We start from the raw sequence: 17,633 nt of genomic DNA on the forward strand, positions 1-17,633 counted from the left end.
GGGGTCACTGTCAATCAATCACATCACTTGTTCATCTTCTTCTGACGCATCATCTGCGTTCTGTCAATAAACTCATGAGTCACGGGGTCGTGGTAGCGCGATGGCCAGATGACCCATGGCTGCGTTTCCAGCGCCGTGGCGATAATCAATTCGCCTTTCGGCCAGGGGCGGGTCAGGGCGTTCGCCAGCGTTGAAGAACTCAGGCCGTGCCGTCGCGACTCTGCTGCCAGCGATGTTCCCCGTTTACGTAATCCGGCAACAATATCTGCGGGATGCCAGTCGATGAACTTATCCATAAATTCTCCTGGTGTTTAAGGTCCAGATCGTCCCACATGGGCGATAGTGACACTATACCCGCGTACTATGTAAGGTTCTAACAAGTTCTGTTAAAGAGCCGGAATATTCAGAATGTATCAAGGTATTCGGAAGTTTAGGGTGAGAAGTGGGGTTTTATTGGAACTTTCCCGCGCTTTGCGCGGGAAGGGAGAGCAGTACTAGTGATCGCGCTGGACCGCGATATGCGCCAGTCCGATCAAGGCTTCACGCCAGGGCGTGTCCGGGAGGATCTGCAACGCGGCAATGGCTTTGTCCGCTTCTTCTTCGGCACGCTTCTGCGTCCACTCCAGCGAACCGCAGGTGGCCATCGTTTCCAGCACGGCATCCAGCAGATGACGGCCATTACCCTGTTCGATCGCCCCACGGATCATCGCCGATTGATCGGGCGTTCCGTGGTGCATGGCGTGCAGCAGCGGCAGCGTCGGTTTACCCTCGTTCAGGTCATCGCCGACGTTTTTACCGAGCCGCTCGCCGTCGGAACTGTAGTCGAGTAAATCGTCGATCAGCTGGAAAGCGGTGCCGAGATAGCGGCCATAATCCTGCAACGCGCGCTCTTCTTCCGCAGAGCAATCGGCCAGCAGGCCCGCACACTGGGAGGCTGCCTCAAACAGGCGCGCCGTCTTGCTGTAGATGACGCGCATGTAGTTCTCTTCCGTAATATCCGGGTCATTGACGTTCATCAGCTGCAGCACTTCGCCTTCGGCAATGACGTTCACGGCTTCCGACATAACTTCGAGGATCTTCAGTGAGCCCAGCTGGGTCATCATCTGGAAGGCGCGGGTATAGATAAAATCGCCCACTAACACGCTGGCGGCATTGCCAAACGCCGCATTGGCCGTGGCTTTGCCGCGACGCATATCTGACTCATCGACGACGTCGTCATGCAGCAAGGTGGCGGTATGAATAAATTCAATCAGCGCAGCAATAGTGACATGCGCGCTCCCCTGATAGCCCACCGCGCGTGCGGCGAGCACAGCAATCATCGGGCGAATGCGTTTGCCGCCGCCACTGACGATGTAATAGCCTAACTGATTGATAAGCTGAACATCGGAGTTGAGTTGCTCAAGAATCGTCGCATTGACACCCGCCATATCTTGCGCGGTTAACTCATTGATTTTTTCTAAATTCATCGCAAAAGCCGGGCCAAATGTCCTGTTACCATGAATCCAGGTGGGATCACAGAAGGATTAAGACAGAATTAAAAGAAGATATGATTGTACTTAAAAATTGCCGTAGATAAACGTTGTCGTGAGAGTTGTGTTTTTTTTCTGCATTGATCGCTGATCGCTCTTGTCAAAGGCTCGCGTTTTGCGTAATATTCGCGCCCTATTGTGAATATTTATAGCGCACTCTGAATCACACAAAGAGGTGCGCGGAAGCGGAGTTTTATATGTACGCGGTTTTCCAAAGTGGTGGTAAACAACACCGAGTAAGCGAAGGTCAGACCGTTCGCCTGGAAAAGCTGGACATCGCAACTGGCGAAGCTGTTGAATTCGCTGAAGTGCTGATGATCGCAAACGGTGAAGAAATCAAGATCGGCGTTCCTTTCGTTGAGGGCGGCGTAATCAAAGCTGAAGTTGTTGCTCACGGTCGTGGCGAGAAAGTTAAAATCGTTAAGTTTCGTCGTCGTAAACACTATCGTAAGCAGCAGGGCCATCGTCAGTGGTTCACTGATGTGAAAATCACTGGCATCAGCGCCTAAGACCTGAGGAGTAGATTTAAATGGCACATAAAAAGGCTGGCGGCTCGACTCGTAACGGTCGCGATTCAGAAGCTAAACGTCTGGGCGTAAAACGTTTCGGCGGTGAAGCAGTTCTGGCAGGTAGCATCATCGTTCGTCAACGTGGTACCAAATTCCACGCTGGCACCAACGTTGGTTGCGGCCGTGACCACACTCTGTTCGCTTTGACTGACGGTAAAGTCAAGTTCGAAGTTAAAGGCCCGAAAAACCGTAAATTCATCAGCATCGTTGCTGAATAAGTTTTTCGCGTCCCGGTAACGGATGAAAGCCCCGCAACACGTTGCGGGGCTTTTTACATTCGTCTACTGGAAAATTGTTGCAGGGAAACAGGCATGAAGCAGCAGGCTGGGATTGGCATTATTCTGGCGCTCACCACCGCCATGTGTTGGGGAGCGTTGCCGATTGCGATGAAGCAGGTTCTTGAAGTGATGGCGCCGCCTACGGTGGTGTTTTATCGCTTTCTGATGGCCAGCATTGGGCTTGGTGCTATCCTCGCGATTAAAGGCAAGCTTCCGCCGCTGCGGATTTTCCGCAAGCCGCGCTGGCTGGTGTTATTAGCGATTGCCACCGGCGGCCTGTTCGGTAACTTCATTCTGTTCAGTTCCTCCCTGCAATACCTCAGCCCCACGGCATCTCAGGTCATCGGCCAGCTATCGCCGGTGGGCATGATGGTGGCTAGCGTCGTAATCCTGAAAGAACGCATGCGCGGCACCCAGGTAGTGGGTGCGTTGATGTTGCTCAGCGGGCTGGTGATGTTCTTCAACACCAGCCTGATTGAAATCTTTACCCGTCTCACGGATTACACGTGGGGGGTAATTTTCGGCGTCGCTGCCGCAACGGTGTGGGTAAGCTATGGCGTCGCGCAAAAGGTGTTATTGCGCCGTCTGGCATCACAGCAGATACTATTTTTGCTGTACACTTTATGTACGATTGCATTACTGCCGCTTGCTGAGCCCGGAGTGATTTCCCGGTTAAGCAGCTGGCAACTGGCATGCCTGATTTTTTGCGGGCTCAATACCCTGGTCGGCTACGGGGCGCTGGCGGAAGCCATGGCGCGCTGGCAGGCGGCGCAGGTCAGCGCGTTAATCACCTTGACGCCACTGTTTACGCTACTGTTTTCTGATTTATTATCAATGGCCTGGCCCGATGTTTTCGCCAGACCGATGTTAAACCTGATTGGTTATCTCGGTGCGTTTGTCGTGGTTGCGGGCGCGATGTATTCCGCCATCGGCCATCGCCTTTGGGGGCGTTGGCGTAAGCGAGAGGCGGTAGTACCGCTGCCCCGCTCAGGCGAATGATTTACGGAGAGTAAAATGAAGTTTGTAGATGAAGCAACGATCCTGGTCGTAGCAGGTGACGGCGGTAATGGTTGCGTGAGCTTCCGCCGCGAAAAATATATTCCGAAAGGCGGTCCGGACGGCGGCGATGGCGGTGACGGCGGCGACGTCTGGCTGGAAGCGGACGAGAACCTGAACACCCTGATCGACTACCGTTTTGAAAAATCTTTCCGCGCTGAACGCGGGCAGAATGGTCAAAGCCGCGATTGTACCGGTAAGCGCGGTAAAGACGTGACGGTAAAAGTGCCGGTCGGGACCCGGGTTATCGACCAGGGTACCGGCGAGACCATGGGCGATATGACCAAACACGGTCAGCGTCTGATGGTGGCGAAAGGTGGCTGGCACGGGCTCGGCAACACCCGTTTTAAATCATCCGTTAACCGTACCCCGCGTCAGAAGACCATGGGTACCCCGGGGGATAAGCGCGACCTGCAACTGGAGCTGATGCTGCTGGCCGACGTCGGGATGCTGGGAATGCCGAATGCCGGTAAATCCACCTTCATCCGCGCGGTCTCCGCTGCCAAGCCGAAAGTGGCTGACTATCCGTTTACCACCCTGGTGCCAAGCCTGGGCGTGGTACGTATGGACAACGAGAAGAGCTTCGTGGTCGCCGATATCCCGGGGCTGATTGAAGGCGCAGCGGAAGGCGCAGGCCTCGGTATCCGCTTCCTCAAGCACCTTGAGCGCTGCCGCGTACTGCTGCACCTCATCGATATCGATCCGATTGACGGCTCCGATCCGGTTGAGAACGCGCGCATTATCATCGGCGAGCTGGAGAAGTACAGTGAGAAGCTAGCTTCTAAACCCCGTTGGTTAGTCTTCAACAAGATTGACCTGATGGACAAAGCGGAAGCTGAAGCCAAAGCGAAGGCAATTGCCGAAGCGCTGGGTTGGGAAGAGAAATTCTACCTGATCTCTGCGGCCAGCCAGCAGGGTGTTAAAGACCTGTGCTGGGACGTAATGACCTTTATCATCGAAAACCCTATCGTCCAGGCGGAAGAAGAGCAGAAGCCGGAGAAAGTCGAGTTTATGTGGGACGACTATCACCGTCAGCAGCTTGAAGAGGCCGAAGCCGAAGCGGAAGATGACGAAGACTGGGATGACGACTGGGACGAAGACGACGAAGAAGGCGTCGAATTCATCTACAAACGCTAATCCTGACTTCTCTGGATCAAAAAGGGCCGCATCTGATGCGGCCCTTTTGTTTTAGTTGTTCTGGTACAAATCTTTATACAGCCGGCTTTCAAAGCGCACCAGCGGAATGCGGCGGTTGCGCTGGTCGGCGGGTTCCACCGCATAGCCGGAGAGATATTGCACAAAGGCCACTTTTTGTCCGCTGGCGGTAGTGATGAAGCCTGCGAGGTTGTAAACCCCCTGCAGCGACCCTGTTTTCGCTGAGACTTTACCATCCACGCCCGCCTGATGGAGACCGGCGCGATATTGCAGCGATCCGTCGTGGCCCGCCAGCGGCAGCATGGAGATGAAGTTGAGCTCGGTATCGTGCTGAGCGATATACTGCAGCACCTGCATCATGGTTGCCGGAGCGATCAGGTTGTGGCGCGACAGGCCAGAGCCGTCGGCGATGATCGTATTGCCGAGATCGACCCCAGCCTGTTGACGCAGGATCTGGCGTACCGCATCGGATCCCGCCCGCCAGGTGCCTGGTACGCCAAACCGGGCATGGCCGATGGTACGAAAGACGGTATCGGCAATCATGTTGTCTGATTTCTTCAGCATGATCCTCAGCAAATCGTGCAGAGGGGCCGACTGGGTGGTGGCTAATACTGTTCCGGGATCATTGGCCAGCGTCTGGCGCAGCAGTGTGCCGCTATAGCTGATCCCCGCCTGGGTCAGCTCCGCTTTGAGGATCGCCCCGGCGTAGCTGGCGCCATCCTGAATGGCGAAGGCCAGCGGCAGCGGCTCGCTACGCTGTGGCAGACAGCCGGTGAGGGTATAGCGGTTCAGGTCCCCCGGTACCACGTCCAGCTCGCAATACTGCGCTTCTGAGGAGCCGCGTGCCAGCGTCCGTACCTGGCTGAACATGGTGACTGGATAATAGGACGCAACGCGAATGAAGGCCAAATCGCCAGGCTTCTGCGCGCTATACAACGAAATGGAGAAGCAGTTGCGGTCGACAATCGCCGCCGCAGGTGGGGCGCTGAAGCACTGCGTCAGGTCGTTCCATGGCCATCCCGGCGCTTTATCGTGGCTGGCGAAAACCGAAGTATCGATGAGCACATTGCCTTCGATACGCTGTACGCCGGCTTTTTTCAGCGTCGCCACCATGTTGCGAATATCCTGCCGCTTGAGCGTCGGGTCGCCGCCGAAGCGGGCGATCAGATCCCCTTTCAGCACACCGCCGTCCAGAGAGCCTTTGGTTTCCAGCGTGGTGGTGAAGCGAAAATCGGGCCCCAGTTGCAGCAGCGCCGCCAGCGCGGTGATGACCTTTTGCGTACTGGCCGGAAGCGCCATTTGCTGACTGTGATAGTCAATTTCCGGCGTCGATGCGCCGACCTTCTGCGCCATAAAGGCAAGGTTCGCACCGGCGGGAAGCTGGTTGATGTACTCGTCAATATTCGCTGCCTGCGCGTTAAGCGCTATACCGGCAGTCAATCCGATGATAAATCTGGGAAATCGCATAATCTCGCGCTAACAACCTGAAGCCAGGCCGTCATACTACGGTGCAACGCCCGGTAAAGTAAACGATGACCCATAAGGAACTTCGGGGTAAAATACCTATCAAATGAAAAATTGCTGCTGACCTGGGGAGTGTTTCCCGGGTCGGTTTCTTTTTGCTCGTGTCCTGCCTGTGGGCAGGGCAGGTGGCGGAGCGGAACCGTCCGTTCCCTGAAGGAATGATAAAGAGGTATAACTAATGCAAGCGATTCCGATGACCTTACGTGGCGCTGAGAAACTGCGCGAAGAACTGGATTACCTGAAGTCTGTGCGTCGCCCTGAAATCATTGCCGCTATTGCTGAGGCCCGTGAACACGGCGATTTGAAAGAGAATGCTGAGTACCACGCCGCGCGTGAGCAGCAGGGCTTCTGCGAGGGGCGTATTAAGGATATCGAAGCGAAGCTGTCCAATGCACAGGTTATCGATATCACCAAAATGCCGAACAATGGCCGGGTGATTTTTGGTTCTACCGTCAGTGTGCTCAACCTTGATACCGATGAAGAACAGACCTACCGTATCGTGGGTGATGATGAGGCCGATTTTAAGCAGAATCTGATCTCCGTGAACTCGCCCATTGCCCGCGGCCTGATCGGTAAAGAGCAGGACGACGTCGTGACCATCCGCACGCCAGGCGGTGAAGTGGAATACGAAATTATTAAGGTCGAGTACCTTTAAGGCGTATTTCCCGCTACGATGTTGATAGATTGTAAAGAAAGGAAAAAGGCCGCATAGCGGCCTTTTATCAACATCCGGAGCATGGCATTTTGCTCGCCTGACCGCAGAAAACCCTCGTTTTACACAAAGTTGTGTCTTGAACCAGGATATTCTTAGCGTGGCAGCGAGATTTTACGCTCGTTAGTCGGGCGATACAGAACCAGCGTTTTACCGATGACCTGTACGTTGCAGGCGCCGGTTTCGCGTACGATAGCTTCCACGATCAGGGCTTTAGTTTCGCGATCTTCCGAGGCGATCTTCACCTTGATGAGCTCATGGTGCTCTAACGCTTGTTCAATCTCGGCCAGTACCCCTTCGGTCAAACCATTGTTGCCAAGCATAACTACCGGCTTGAGCGGATGTGCCAGACCTTTCAGGTGCTGTTTTTGTTTAGTACTCAGATTCATCGTATTTTTTTGCTTACGTTGGGATTGAAAACGGGCCATTCTACCGCCATCTCCCATATATCGCCAAACTACCGCGTCGATTTTTACGCAGTTAAGTACGATGAACCCGAACGGGAATGTTAAATGACAGGTAAAAAGCGTTCTGCCAGCTCGAGCCGCTGGCTTCAGGAACACTTTAGCGATAAATATGTTCAACAGGCACAGAAAAAGGGGTTACGTTCCCGTGCCTGGTTTAAACTTGATGAAATACAGCAAAGTGACAAAATTTTTAAACCGGGGATGACTATCGTCGATCTCGGCGCTGCTCCCGGTGGCTGGTCGCAGTATGCGGTCACGCAGATCGGCAACAGCGGCCGCATCATCGCTTGCGATCTTTTACCAATGGATCCAATCGTTGGTGTGGACTTCCTTCAGGGCGATTTTCGTGATGAATTAGTCCTGAAAGCGTTACTTGAGCGCGTAGGTGACAGTAAAGTACAAGTTGTCATGTCCGATATGGCACCAAATATGTGCGGAACACCGGCGGTGGATATTCCCCGGGCCATGTATCTGGTTGAGCTGGCGCTTGAAATGTCTCGTGATGTATTGGCGCCAGGTGGTAGTTTTGTAGTGAAGGTGTTCCAGGGCGAAGGCTTCGATGAGTATCTTAGAGAAATTCGCTCCCTGTTTACGAAGGTCAAAGTTCGTAAGCCGGACTCTTCCCGCGCTCGTTCGCGTGAAGTGTATATTGTAGCGACCGGGCGTAAACCATAACCGGCAGATTTCAAACGAAAGTTTGAAAGAAACTGGATATAGAGTATCCTGACGCTGTTTTTAACACAGTTGTAATAAGAGGTTAATCCCTTGAGTGACATGGCGAAAAACCTAATACTCTGGCTGGTCATTGCCGTTGTGCTAATGTCAGTATTTCAGAGCTTTGGGCCCAGCGAGTCGAATGGCCGCAAGGTGGATTATTCTACCTTCCTGCAAGAGGTCAATCAGGACCAGGTTCGCGAAGCGCGTATCAACGGACGTGAGATCAACGTTACCAAGAAAGATAGTAACCGTTACACGACTTACATTCCGGTTAACGATCCGAAGCTGCTCGATAACCTGTTGACTAAAAACGTCAAAGTTGTTGGCGAACCACCAGAAGAGCCGAGCCTGCTGGCTTCCATCTTCATCTCCTGGTTCCCAATGCTGCTGTTGATCGGCGTCTGGATCTTCTTTATGCGGCAAATGCAGGGCGGCGGCGGAAAGGGCGCGATGTCCTTCGGCAAAAGCAAAGCCCGTATGTTGACGGAAGACCAGATCAAAACCACTTTTGCAGACGTTGCCGGGTGTGACGAAGCGAAAGAGGAAGTCGGCGAGCTGGTGGAATACCTGCGTGAGCCGAGCCGTTTCCAGAAGCTGGGCGGTAAGATCCCGAAAGGCGTCCTGATGGTCGGTCCTCCGGGTACCGGTAAAACGCTGCTGGCGAAAGCGATCGCTGGTGAAGCGAAGGTACCGTTCTTTACCATTTCCGGTTCTGACTTCGTAGAAATGTTCGTTGGTGTTGGTGCATCTCGTGTGCGTGACATGTTCGAACAGGCTAAGAAAGCAGCGCCTTGCATCATCTTCATCGATGAAATCGACGCCGTCGGCCGCCAGCGTGGCGCAGGCCTTGGCGGTGGTCACGATGAACGTGAGCAGACCCTGAACCAGATGCTGGTTGAGATGGACGGCTTCGAAGGTAACGAAGGTATCATCGTTATCGCGGCGACTAACCGTCCGGATGTTCTTGACCCTGCGCTGTTGCGTCCGGGCCGCTTTGACCGCCAGGTGGTGGTTGGCTTACCGGATGTTCGCGGTCGTGAGCAGATCCTGAAAGTGCACATGCGTCGCGTACCGCTGGCGCCGGATATCGATGCGGCAATCATTGCGCGCGGTACCCCGGGCTTCTCCGGTGCGGACCTGGCCAACCTGGTCAACGAAGCGGCGCTGTTTGCTGCCCGCGGCAACAAACGCGTGGTATCGATGGTTGAGTTCGAGAAAGCGAAAGACAAAATCATGATGGGTGCGGAACGTCGCTCCATGGTGATGACGGAAGCGCAGAAAGAATCGACCGCTTACCATGAAGCGGGCCATGCGATTATCGGCCGTCTGGTGCCGGAACACGATCCGGTCCATAAAGTGACGATTATCCCGCGTGGTCGTGCGCTGGGCGTGACTTTCTTCCTGCCGGAAGGCGACGCGATCAGCGCCAGCCGTCAGAAACTGGAAAGCCAGATCTCCACCCTGTACGGCGGTCGTCTGGCGGAAGAGATTATCTACGGTCCGGAACATGTTTCTACCGGTGCGTCCAACGACATTAAAGTGGCGACGAACCTGGCGCGTAACATGGTGACCCAGTGGGGCTTCTCCGACAAACTCGGTCCGCTGCTGTATGCAGAAGAAGAGGGGGAAGTCTTCCTCGGTCGTAGCGTAGCGAAAGCGAAGCATATGTCCGATGAAACCGCACGTATCATCGACCAGGAAGTGAAATCGCTGATCGAGCGTAACTACGGTCGTGCTCGCCAGCTGCTGAACGACAACATGGACATTCTGCACGCGATGAAAGATGCGCTCATGAAGTATGAGACCATCGATGCGCCGCAGATTGACGACCTGATGGCTCGTCGCGATGTTCGTCCGCCAGCGGGTTGGGAAGAACCGGGTTCTTCTAATAACTCTGACAACAATGGCACGCCTCGTGCGCCGCGTCCGGTTGATGAACCGCGTACGCCGAACCCGGGCAACACCATGTCAGAGCAGCTGGGCGACAAGTAAGCTACCGCTGTTGATGTCTTGTTTTAACCTTAAAACCCCGGGGCGCCCGCTCCGGGGTTTTTCTTTTTTAACCTCTTCAGTCTCAGGGATTTTGTGATGAAACTTGTAGCCCAGGGCTCAACCCTCGATCTCTCTCATCCCCACGTGATGGGCATCCTTAATGTGACGCCGGACTCTTTCTCCGATGGCGGCGCACACAATTCGCTAATTGAGGCGGTGAAGCATGCCAATCTGATGATCAACGCCGGCGCGACCATCATTGATATCGGCGGTGAATCGACGCGGCCAGGGGCGGCGGAGGTCAGTGTGGAAGAGGAGCTGGAGCGAGTGATCCCGGTCGTTGAAGCGATCGCTCAGCGTTTTGAAGTGTGGATCTCGGTAGACACCTCCAAGGCGGAGGTTATTCGTGAATCTTCCCGGGCTGGGGCGCATATCATTAACGATATACGTTCGCTAACTGAACCAGGCGCGCTGCAGGCCGCCGCGGATACCGGGCTGCCGGTCTGTCTGATGCATATGCAAGGACAGCCGAAAACCATGCAGGAGGCGCCGAAGTATGAAGACGTCTTCGCGGATGTTGAGCGCTTTTTTACCGAACACATTGTGCGCTGCGAGCAGGCGGGGATCGCAAAAGAAAAATTGCTGCTCGACCCGGGATTCGGTTTCGGTAAAAATCTCTCCCATAATTACCAACTGTTGGCGAGACTGGGGGAGTTTCATCACTTTGGTCTGCCGCTGCTGGTCGGTATGTCGCGGAAGTCGATGGTAGGTCAGTTGCTGAACGTCGGGCCGTCAGAGCGGCTGAACGGCAGCCTGGCGTGTGCCGTCATTGCAGCAATGCAGGGCGCGCAGATTATTCGCGTCCATGATGTCAAAGAAACGGTAGAAGCGCTGCGCGTGGTGGAAGCCACTCTCGCCGCTAAGGGAAAAAAACGTTATGAGTAACCGCAAGTATTTTGGCACCGATGGTATTCGTGGCCGCGTCGGCGATGCGCCGATCACGCCGGAATTTGTACTTAAGCTGGGTTGGGCGGCAGGCAAAGTGTTAGCGCGCCACGGCTCGCGTAAAATTATTATCGGCAAGGATACCCGTATTTCGGGTTATATGCTGGAGTCTGCGCTGGAAGCCGGACTGGCGGCGGCGGGGCTCTCTGCGTCGTTCACCGGACCTATGCCGACACCGGCCATCGCCTATCTGACGCGCGCATTCCGCGCCGAGGCGGGGATCGTTATTTCAGCTTCGCATAACCCTTTCTACGACAACGGTATTAAATTCTTCTCCATTGAGGGCACCAAGCTGCCGGATGATGTGGAAGAGGCGATTGAAGCCGAAATGGAGAAAGAACTCACCTGCGTGGATTCGGCAGAGCTGGGCAAAGCCAGCCGTATCGTTGATGCCGCCGGGCGCTACATTGAATTTTGTAAAGGCACCTTTCCCAACGAACTGAGCCTCGGCACGCTGAAAGTGGTGGTGGATTGCGCGCACGGTGCGACCTATCACATTGCCCCCAATGTCTTCCGCGAGCTGGGCGCTCAGGTTATCGCGATGGGCTGCGAGCCTGACGGCCTCAACATCAACGAAGAGGTCGGCGCCACCGACGTGCGTGCGCTGCAGGCGCGCGTGCTGGCGGAGAAAGCCGATCTGGGTATTGCCTACGACGGCGATGGCGATCGGGTGATCATGGTTGACCATGAAGGCAATAAAGTCGATGGCGACCAGATCCTCTACATCATCGCCCGGGAAGGGCTGCGTCAGGGGCAGCTGCGCGGCGGCGCCGTGGGCACGCTGATGAGTAATATGGGACTGGAGCTGGCGCTCAAGCAGTTAGGCATCCCGTTTGCCCGCGCGAAGGTCGGTGACCGTTATGTACTGGAGATGCTGCAGGAAAAAGGCTGGCGCATTGGTGCGGAAAACTCAGGCCATGTGATCCTGCTGGATAAAACCACCACCGGCGATGGCATCGTCGCCAGTCTGCAGGTGGTCGCGGCGATGGTACGTAACCATATGAGTCTGCATGATCTTTGCAGTGGCATGAAGATGTTCCCTCAGTTACTGGTGAATGTGCGTTTTACCGAAGGCAGCGGTAACCCACTGGAGAACGAGCATGTCAAAGCGGTGACCGCAGAAGTGGAAGCAGCGTTAGGGAAACGCGGCCGTGTCCTGCTGCGTAAATCCGGAACGGAGCCGCTGATCCGCGTCATGGTAGAAGGCGAGCATGAAGATCAGGTGCACGAGTTTGCGCATCGCATCGCCGAAGCGGTAAAAAGCGTCTAAGCTTGCCGGCTAAGTGGTTAAAAAGGCGGCGCTTGCCGCCTTTTTTATGATCGAAAACCGACTTTTTGCTGTTTTTTTCTGCAGTTGATACAATGTGTCGAAATTGCCCTTGCGAAGGTCATTCGCTTTGGTTAGTATTCACACCCGCTTCAGTGGGAAACGTTAAAACGTCCCGCTTTATTGGTCGAAGCACTTGGTATGCGGCGAATCCGCAAGGAACAGGTTGATTATGTACGAAGCTCTTTTGGTTGTTTTCCTTATTGTAGCGATTGGCCTTGTAGGTCTGGTTATGCTGCAGCAAGGTAAAGGCGCTGATATGGGAGCCTCCTTCGGTGCAGGCGCTTCCGGCACACTGTTTGGGTCCAGCGGTTCTGGTAACTTCATGACCCGTATGACCGGCATCCTGGCTGCGCTGTTCTTCATCATCAGTCTGGCGCTGGGTAACATCAACAGCAACAAGACCAATAAAGGAAGTGAGTGGGATAACCTGAGCGCACCGAAAACGGAGCAAACTCAGCCAACTGCGCCGGCTCAGCCGAGCAGCGATATCCCGCACTAAGTATTCTGTACCGAGGTGGTGGAATTGGTAGACACGCTACCTTGAGGTGGTAGTGCCCTAACGGGCTTGTGGGTTCGAGTCCCATCCTCGGTACCAATATTCCAGAAAAAAGACGCTGAAAAGCGTCTTTTTTTGTTTTTATCCTCGCTGGCCGTTTATTTATAAACATCTCTTCGCTGGTTCCCTCCTTTTACTGTCGTTAAAGTCGCCTCGTCAAATTAACAGAGGTGAAGTGACACAATGAACAAGATCGGGTTGCTTATCGTCGCCGGCGTGCTCGGTTTAGCGGGGTGTAGTTCAACATCGCCATCCCAAACGGTAGAGACCATTAATGCGCTTACCGTACCGGTATCGCACAGTGAGCCTGGGATTACGACGAACAATGCCCAGGTGGTGACTCGCTATTTCCAGGACAATACGGCACTGATCGGGCGTCTTAACCATTCGTTGAAAAGTCATTATTTGCAGGATGTGGTGCCTCGCGATGTGTTCGACAGACATAGCGAGGCGTATCAGGTATATGGCGCTTTGACCCGTCTGGAGCAGATGGCGTCCATGAATGAGGTTTATCGGAAAGAGAATAATGTGGCTGGTTTGCAGGAGATCAACCGCGTGTTGAAGACCGTGCCGTTGGCCAGCTGAGATAAGACAGGGACTGCCGGACGGCAATCCCTGCGAAGCGTTAAAAGCGGAAGTTAACCCCGGCGTAAGCGCCATCTGCCAGGGTGTTGTCGCGATTGCCCTCTTTCCCTGTCATATCAATATAGCGATAGCCGGCTTCGATATTCAGCGACGGGAGCACGTTAAGGCGTACCCCGGCATTGGCCTCCACATAATCCTCAACGCCGCTGGACATTGAGTCCGGCGAGTAATAACCCTCGCCGAAGAGCGTGAAGTACTGGCCGAGGGGCAGCTCTGCGCCGCCACCGGCGGCGATGGCGTAACCTTCATCACCATCTTTGGGGTTCAGGTAGACCCCCTTACCGCCCAGGGTCATCAGAAAGGGGCCAAGGGTAAAGTTGTAACCCATGCCCAGCCCTACGCTATCTCCGTCATTGTCACTGTGGGCCCACTGGGTATTGAATGACATCCCCGGTTCCCCGGCGCCAAAGCTGGCGGACAGGTTGGTGAACTCGGCACCGGCTTCACCATGCAGGTTCACGGATGCGCAGGCGGCGCTGCTGGTCCCCAAAGCGATCATCACGGCCACCATTTTTGCAGCAATAGACTTCATTGTTGAATTCCTTCAGATAAAAAAAAGCCCGATACGGGCGTTCGGGCAAAATTAACGGGTTCTTGGATCTCATCATTATGGTCGAGGCAGGCGGCAGGTGAGGGGATCAACTCACGCTACCGCTGCTCACGCCTGGCCGATTTCCGGTTGCATATCCTGAGCCTGTACAGGCCAGACGGTTTGCGCCGTATGTGTGGTGGCCTGCTGGTTTAGCTCAGAGACATGTTGTCCTCCGGTAAATTCAGGCATTCAGCATAAAATTTTTCTTTTTTTACCGTTAGCGTTTATTGATTTAAATTTAAATATTTTTGCTGCTGTAGCGAATAACAATAAATGATAGGGCGCAGCGCGAATCAGAATTTTTCAGGAAGTGAGACGATATTTTGTAAATAGCCACCGCGGGCAAAGGTAATATAACCGCCTTTCTTTAATGCTGACAAGACATTGAGAATACTGCTACGCGACAGATGGGTCCGGTCCTGAATATATTCAAGAATAGACACGCGCTGTCGGGTCTCTGCGGTTAATAGCATCATTTCCAGCAGATGGTTACGGATCACTGAATAGGTTCGCTGTTGCAGGACCAGATCGTCACGATACACCATATACGATGTATGATAGGCCAGCAGGCTGGTGACCTCCTCCCAAAGATTATGCTGGCGAAATAGCGCCGAAGCCCGATCATAGTCGATACGTAGCAGCTCGGAAGAGACCTCCGCCCGCAGGCTATGGCTGCGGCTGGGCTGCAGCATTTCCGCCACGCCGAAAAGGTGTGGTTCATAGACGGTCACCATCAATAGCTTATCGGAATTACGAATAATCGACAGCTCACCTTTTTTAAAAATAAAGAGCTGGGTTTTGCCTTTATATTCCCAGGTGAGTCTTTTTCTGGCGATCGCGTTAACGGGCGTCGCGTGTGGCTCAAGCACATCGATCAGTCGGTCAATGGCCTTTTGCGGCCTGATCGGCGGTTTAATATTCATGATGTTTATCACCAGATATGAATTAATCAATTGAGGCTATTATAGTCAACAATTTTGCTGACCGGGCGATAAGGAAAAAATGCCTCTTTTCGATTTTTCTGGCGCTGACGGGTAACAAAAAATAAAAAGCCGGCGGGGGGCCGCCGGCGGAGAGCAAACATCGTCAGGCGATTATTTGCCTTTGTTTTCCAGATTCTCAACCTGTGGTAAACCGGTTGCTGAGGAGGCGCTCAGCAGGCCAGACTGCGCGTAGCCGAACAGCTTCTCGCGGGTATCGGTGATATCCAGATTACGCATAGTCAGCTGGCCGATACGGTCTTCAGCGGTAAACATGGAATCACCTTTTTCCATGGTCAGACGCTCTGCTTTATAGGTCAGGTTGTCAGATACCGTATTGAGGATTGAGTAGTCGTTACCGCGACGCAGCTCAAGGGTAACCTCACCCGTGATCTGGCTGGCGACCCAGCGCTGCAGAGAATCACGCAGCATCAGCGCCTGGGAGTCGAACCAGCGGCCCTGATACAGCAGGCGGCCCAGCTGACGACCGTGGGCGTGATATTGCTCGATAGTATCTTCGTTATGGATACCGGTCAGCAGACGCTCGTAGGCGATATGCAGTAGCGCCATCCCGGGGGCTTCATAGATGCCGCGACTTTTCGCTTCGATAATCCGGTTTTCGATCTGGTCACTCATGCCCAGGCCGTGACGACCGCCGATGCGGTTGGCTTCCAGCATCATCTCGACGTCATCGGCGAAAGTTTTGCCGTTCAGCGCCACCGGATGGCCCTGCTCAAAGCGAACGGTGACCTCTTCCGCAGGGATCTTCACGTTTTCGTCCCAGAACTTCACGCCCATAATCGGGTTGACGATCTTGACGCTGGAGTTCAGGAATTCGAGATCTTTCGCTTCATGGGTCGCGCCGAGCATATTGGAGTCGGTGGAGTAGGCTTTCTCGACCGACATCTTGTAATCAAAGCCGCAGGCGATCATAAATTCGGACATTTCGTGACGACCGCCGAGCTCATTGATAAAGTCGCTGTCCAGCCACGGTTTGTAAATCTGCAGTTCAGCGTTGGTCAGCAGGCCGTAACGATAGAAACGTTCGATATCGTTGCCTTTATAGGTGCTGCCATCGCCCCAAATGTTAACGCCGTCTTCTTTCATCGCCGCCACCAGCATGGTGCCGGTGACTGCGCGGCCCAGCGGCGTGGTGTTGAAGTAGGTCAGCCCACCGGTGGTGTTATGGAAAGCGCCACACTGAATCGCCGCGATCCCTTCTGCGACCAGCTGTTTGCGGCAGTCGATCAGACGAGCACCTTCAGCGCCGTACTCTTTCGCGCGGCGCGGAATCGCATCGTAGTCGTCTTCGTCCGGTTGACCTAGGTTAGCGGTATATGCATAAGGCACGGCGCCTTTTTTGCGCATCCATAACAGCGCGGCGCTGGTATCCAGTCCACCAGAGAAAGCGATACCAATACGTTGACCAACCGGGAGATGCTTGAGAATCGTCGTCATAAAATAAAACCCTGCTCGATAGACTGTGGTGAGTTCGACTCAACAACCTTAACTGCATTTTTATGCATTAATTGTGAGTATTCATTTAACCATCTTTTACTGGCGACAGGAAGGGCTTCATCATCTTTTTGCTAAAAAAGACTGAAATACCAGCATAAACGGCAATCGGGGGCGATAAATGTATGTTGACAAAATATACTAATTGCCGTTACAATTCATCCCGATTTTATGTCCCGTCTTCGGTACCAAATCCCAGCAGTATTTGCGTCTTTTACTCAAAAAGAGTAAAATATGCCACGTTTCAGGCGCGGGGTGGAGCAGCCTGGTAGCTCGTCGGGCTCATAACCCGAAGGTCGTCGGTTCAAATCCGGCCCCCGCAACCACTTTCCCATTAAGTACTTTTTCAAATATACTGTGAGGACTAAGTGTCCTTCGTAGCCGGATTTGAAAGAATTCTTGCGGAAGGTGTTCCAGATCGCCATGGCGATCTCAGGGTTCAGTTATCTAAAGCCCCGATTTATCGGGGTTTTTTGTTATCTGACTTCAGAATAACTGGGCTATACGCCCTTTTTTTATGTCTTGGGGGTGGGTTTGTCCACATTAGAGCAAAAATTGACAGAGATGCTCACAGCGCCGGTTGAAGCGCTTGGCTTTGAGCTGGTCGGCATCGAATTTATTCGCGGTCGCACATCCACACTGCGCATCTATATTGATAGTGAAGATGGCATCAACGTTGATGATTGTGCTGATGTGAGCCACCAGGTAAGCGCCGTCATGGATGTCGAAGACCCGATCACTGTCGCTTACAACCTGGAAGTCTCTTCGCCTGGTCTTGACCGTCCGATGTTCACCGCCGAACACTATCAACGTTTCACTGGCGAAGAAGTTGCGCTGGTGCTGCGCATGGCGGTTCAGAACCGCCGCAAATGGCAGGGCATTATCAAAGCGGTAGACGGTGAGATGATCACGGTAACCGTCGAAGGCAAAGATGAAGTGTTCGCGCTGAGTAACATCCAGAAGGCGAACCTGGTTCCCCACTTTTAACAGTCTGGATTGAGGTGAAAGGCC

The 17,633-nt window shown here is 53.8% G+C and carries 19 protein-coding genes and 2 tRNA genes; 14 read left to right on the forward strand and 7 right to left on the reverse strand.

Going from position 1 to position 17,633, the window contains the following annotated elements:
• Positions 1–23: 23 nt before the first annotated feature.
• Both sfsB and ispB read right to left on the reverse strand, forming a co-directional pair.
• Positions 24–296, reverse strand: a complete 273-nt coding sequence (gene sfsB, locus B8P98_RS02780; RefSeq protein WP_025712537.1) for a DNA-binding transcriptional regulator SfsB — start codon at positions 294–296, stop codon at positions 24–26.
• A gap of 198 nt (positions 297–494) precedes the next feature.
• Positions 495–1,466: an octaprenyl diphosphate synthase gene (gene ispB, locus B8P98_RS02785; protein WP_025712536.1), complete on the reverse strand. Its 972-nt coding sequence runs from the start codon at positions 1,464–1,466 to the stop codon at positions 495–497.
• A 260-nt stretch (positions 1,467–1,726) separates the two neighbouring features.
• Here ispB and rplU point away from each other — a divergent pair, with 260 nt between their 5' ends.
• From rplU to cgtA, 4 genes are all read left to right on the forward strand, one after another.
• Positions 1,727–2,038: a 50S ribosomal protein L21 gene (gene rplU, locus B8P98_RS02790; protein WP_002918379.1), complete on the forward strand. Its 312-nt coding sequence runs from the start codon at positions 1,727–1,729 to the stop codon at positions 2,036–2,038.
• A gap of 20 nt (positions 2,039–2,058) precedes the next feature.
• Positions 2,059–2,316, forward strand: coding sequence for a 50S ribosomal protein L27 (rpmA, locus tag B8P98_RS02795; protein WP_002434222.1), 258 nt, complete (start codon positions 2,059–2,061; stop codon positions 2,314–2,316).
• Between the two features lie 93 nt (positions 2,317–2,409).
• Positions 2,410–3,375, forward strand: a complete 966-nt coding sequence (locus B8P98_RS02800; protein WP_004206187.1) for a DMT family transporter — start codon at positions 2,410–2,412, stop codon at positions 3,373–3,375.
• 15 nt (positions 3,376–3,390) lie between these two features.
• Entirely contained in the window at positions 3,391–4,569 is a 1,179-nt protein-coding gene (gene cgtA / locus B8P98_RS02805; protein ID WP_025712535.1) for an Obg family GTPase CgtA, read from the forward strand.
• A gap of 51 nt (positions 4,570–4,620) precedes the next feature.
• Here the strand turns inward: cgtA and dacB are convergent, their stop codons facing one another.
• A complete protein-coding gene (dacB, locus tag B8P98_RS02810) occupies positions 4,621–6,054 on the reverse strand; it encodes a serine-type D-Ala-D-Ala carboxypeptidase (RefSeq protein ID WP_025712534.1) in 1,434 nt (477 codons plus the stop codon).
• Between the two features lie 235 nt (positions 6,055–6,289).
• Here dacB and greA point away from each other — a divergent pair, with 235 nt between their 5' ends.
• Positions 6,290–6,766 carry a transcription elongation factor GreA gene (greA, locus tag B8P98_RS02815; RefSeq protein WP_025712533.1) on the forward strand — a complete coding sequence of 159 codons (477 nt, stop codon included), beginning with the start codon at positions 6,290–6,292 and terminating at the stop codon, positions 6,764–6,766.
• A gap of 152 nt (positions 6,767–6,918) precedes the next feature.
• Here the strand turns inward: greA and yhbY are convergent, their stop codons facing one another.
• Complete coding sequence (gene yhbY / locus B8P98_RS02820) at positions 6,919–7,212, reverse strand: ribosome assembly RNA-binding protein YhbY (RefSeq protein WP_025712532.1); 294 nt, start codon at positions 7,210–7,212, stop codon at positions 6,919–6,921.
• Between the two features lie 123 nt (positions 7,213–7,335).
• Between yhbY and rlmE the strand changes: the two genes are divergently transcribed.
• The 7 genes from rlmE (at position 7,336) to B8P98_RS30635 (ending at position 13,475) form a co-directional block, all read left to right on the forward strand.
• On the forward strand, positions 7,336–7,965 hold the full coding sequence (gene rlmE, locus B8P98_RS02830) for a 23S rRNA (uridine(2552)-2'-O)-methyltransferase RlmE (protein ID WP_008806638.1): 630 nt from the start codon (positions 7,336–7,338) through the stop codon (positions 7,963–7,965).
• A 99-nt stretch (positions 7,966–8,064) separates the two neighbouring features.
• Entirely contained in the window at positions 8,065–9,999 is a 1,935-nt protein-coding gene (ftsH, locus tag B8P98_RS02835; protein WP_004206183.1) for an ATP-dependent zinc metalloprotease FtsH, read from the forward strand.
• A 96-nt stretch (positions 10,000–10,095) separates the two neighbouring features.
• Entirely contained in the window at positions 10,096–10,944 is an 849-nt protein-coding gene (folP, locus tag B8P98_RS02840; protein ID WP_025712531.1) for a dihydropteroate synthase, read from the forward strand.
• Positions 10,937–12,274, forward strand: a complete 1,338-nt coding sequence (gene glmM / locus B8P98_RS02845; protein ID WP_002918370.1) for a phosphoglucosamine mutase — start codon at positions 10,937–10,939, stop codon at positions 12,272–12,274. Before folP ends, glmM begins: the two co-directional genes overlap by 8 nt.
• A gap of 229 nt (positions 12,275–12,503) precedes the next feature.
• On the forward strand, positions 12,504–12,833 hold the full coding sequence (gene secG, locus B8P98_RS02850; protein ID WP_025712530.1) for a preprotein translocase subunit SecG: 330 nt from the start codon (positions 12,504–12,506) through the stop codon (positions 12,831–12,833).
• Positions 12,834–12,842: 9 nt separating this feature from the next.
• A tRNA-Leu gene (locus B8P98_RS02855) sits at positions 12,843–12,929 on the forward strand.
• Between the two features lie 297 nt (positions 12,930–13,226).
• Positions 13,227–13,475, forward strand: coding sequence for a hypothetical protein (locus B8P98_RS30635; RefSeq protein ID WP_165931848.1), 249 nt, complete (start codon positions 13,227–13,229; stop codon positions 13,473–13,475).
• Between the two features lie 40 nt (positions 13,476–13,515).
• Here B8P98_RS30635 and B8P98_RS02865 read toward each other — a convergent pair whose 3' ends face one another.
• The 3 genes from B8P98_RS02865 to argG form a co-directional block, all read right to left on the reverse strand.
• Positions 13,516–14,067 carry a YfaZ family outer membrane protein gene (locus B8P98_RS02865; RefSeq protein ID WP_095032695.1) on the reverse strand — a complete coding sequence of 184 codons (552 nt, stop codon included), beginning with the start codon at positions 14,065–14,067 and terminating at the stop codon, positions 13,516–13,518.
• Positions 14,068–14,420: 353 nt separating this feature from the next.
• Entirely contained in the window at positions 14,421–15,050 is a 630-nt protein-coding gene (locus tag B8P98_RS02870) for a winged helix-turn-helix transcriptional regulator (protein WP_080924507.1), read from the reverse strand.
• Between the two features lie 171 nt (positions 15,051–15,221).
• Positions 15,222–16,565 carry an argininosuccinate synthase gene (argG, locus tag B8P98_RS02875; RefSeq protein ID WP_004144895.1) on the reverse strand — a complete coding sequence of 448 codons (1,344 nt, stop codon included), beginning with the start codon at positions 16,563–16,565 and terminating at the stop codon, positions 15,222–15,224.
• Positions 16,566–16,871: 306 nt separating this feature from the next.
• On the opposite strand from argG, the gene B8P98_RS02880 reads away from it, so the two are divergent.
• Both B8P98_RS02880 and rimP read left to right on the forward strand, forming a co-directional pair.
• Positions 16,872–16,948, forward strand: a tRNA-Met gene (locus B8P98_RS02880).
• 208 nt (positions 16,949–17,156) lie between these two features.
• The gene (rimP, locus tag B8P98_RS02885; RefSeq protein ID WP_002918364.1) at positions 17,157–17,609 is read left to right on the forward strand and encodes a ribosome maturation factor RimP; all 453 of its coding nucleotides are present in this window, start codon (positions 17,157–17,159) and stop codon (positions 17,607–17,609) included.
• Positions 17,610–17,633 lie beyond the last annotated feature (24 nt).

Source organism: Klebsiella quasivariicola, assembly GCF_002269255.1.
Lineage (GTDB): Bacteria > Pseudomonadota > Gammaproteobacteria > Enterobacterales > Enterobacteriaceae > Klebsiella > Klebsiella quasivariicola.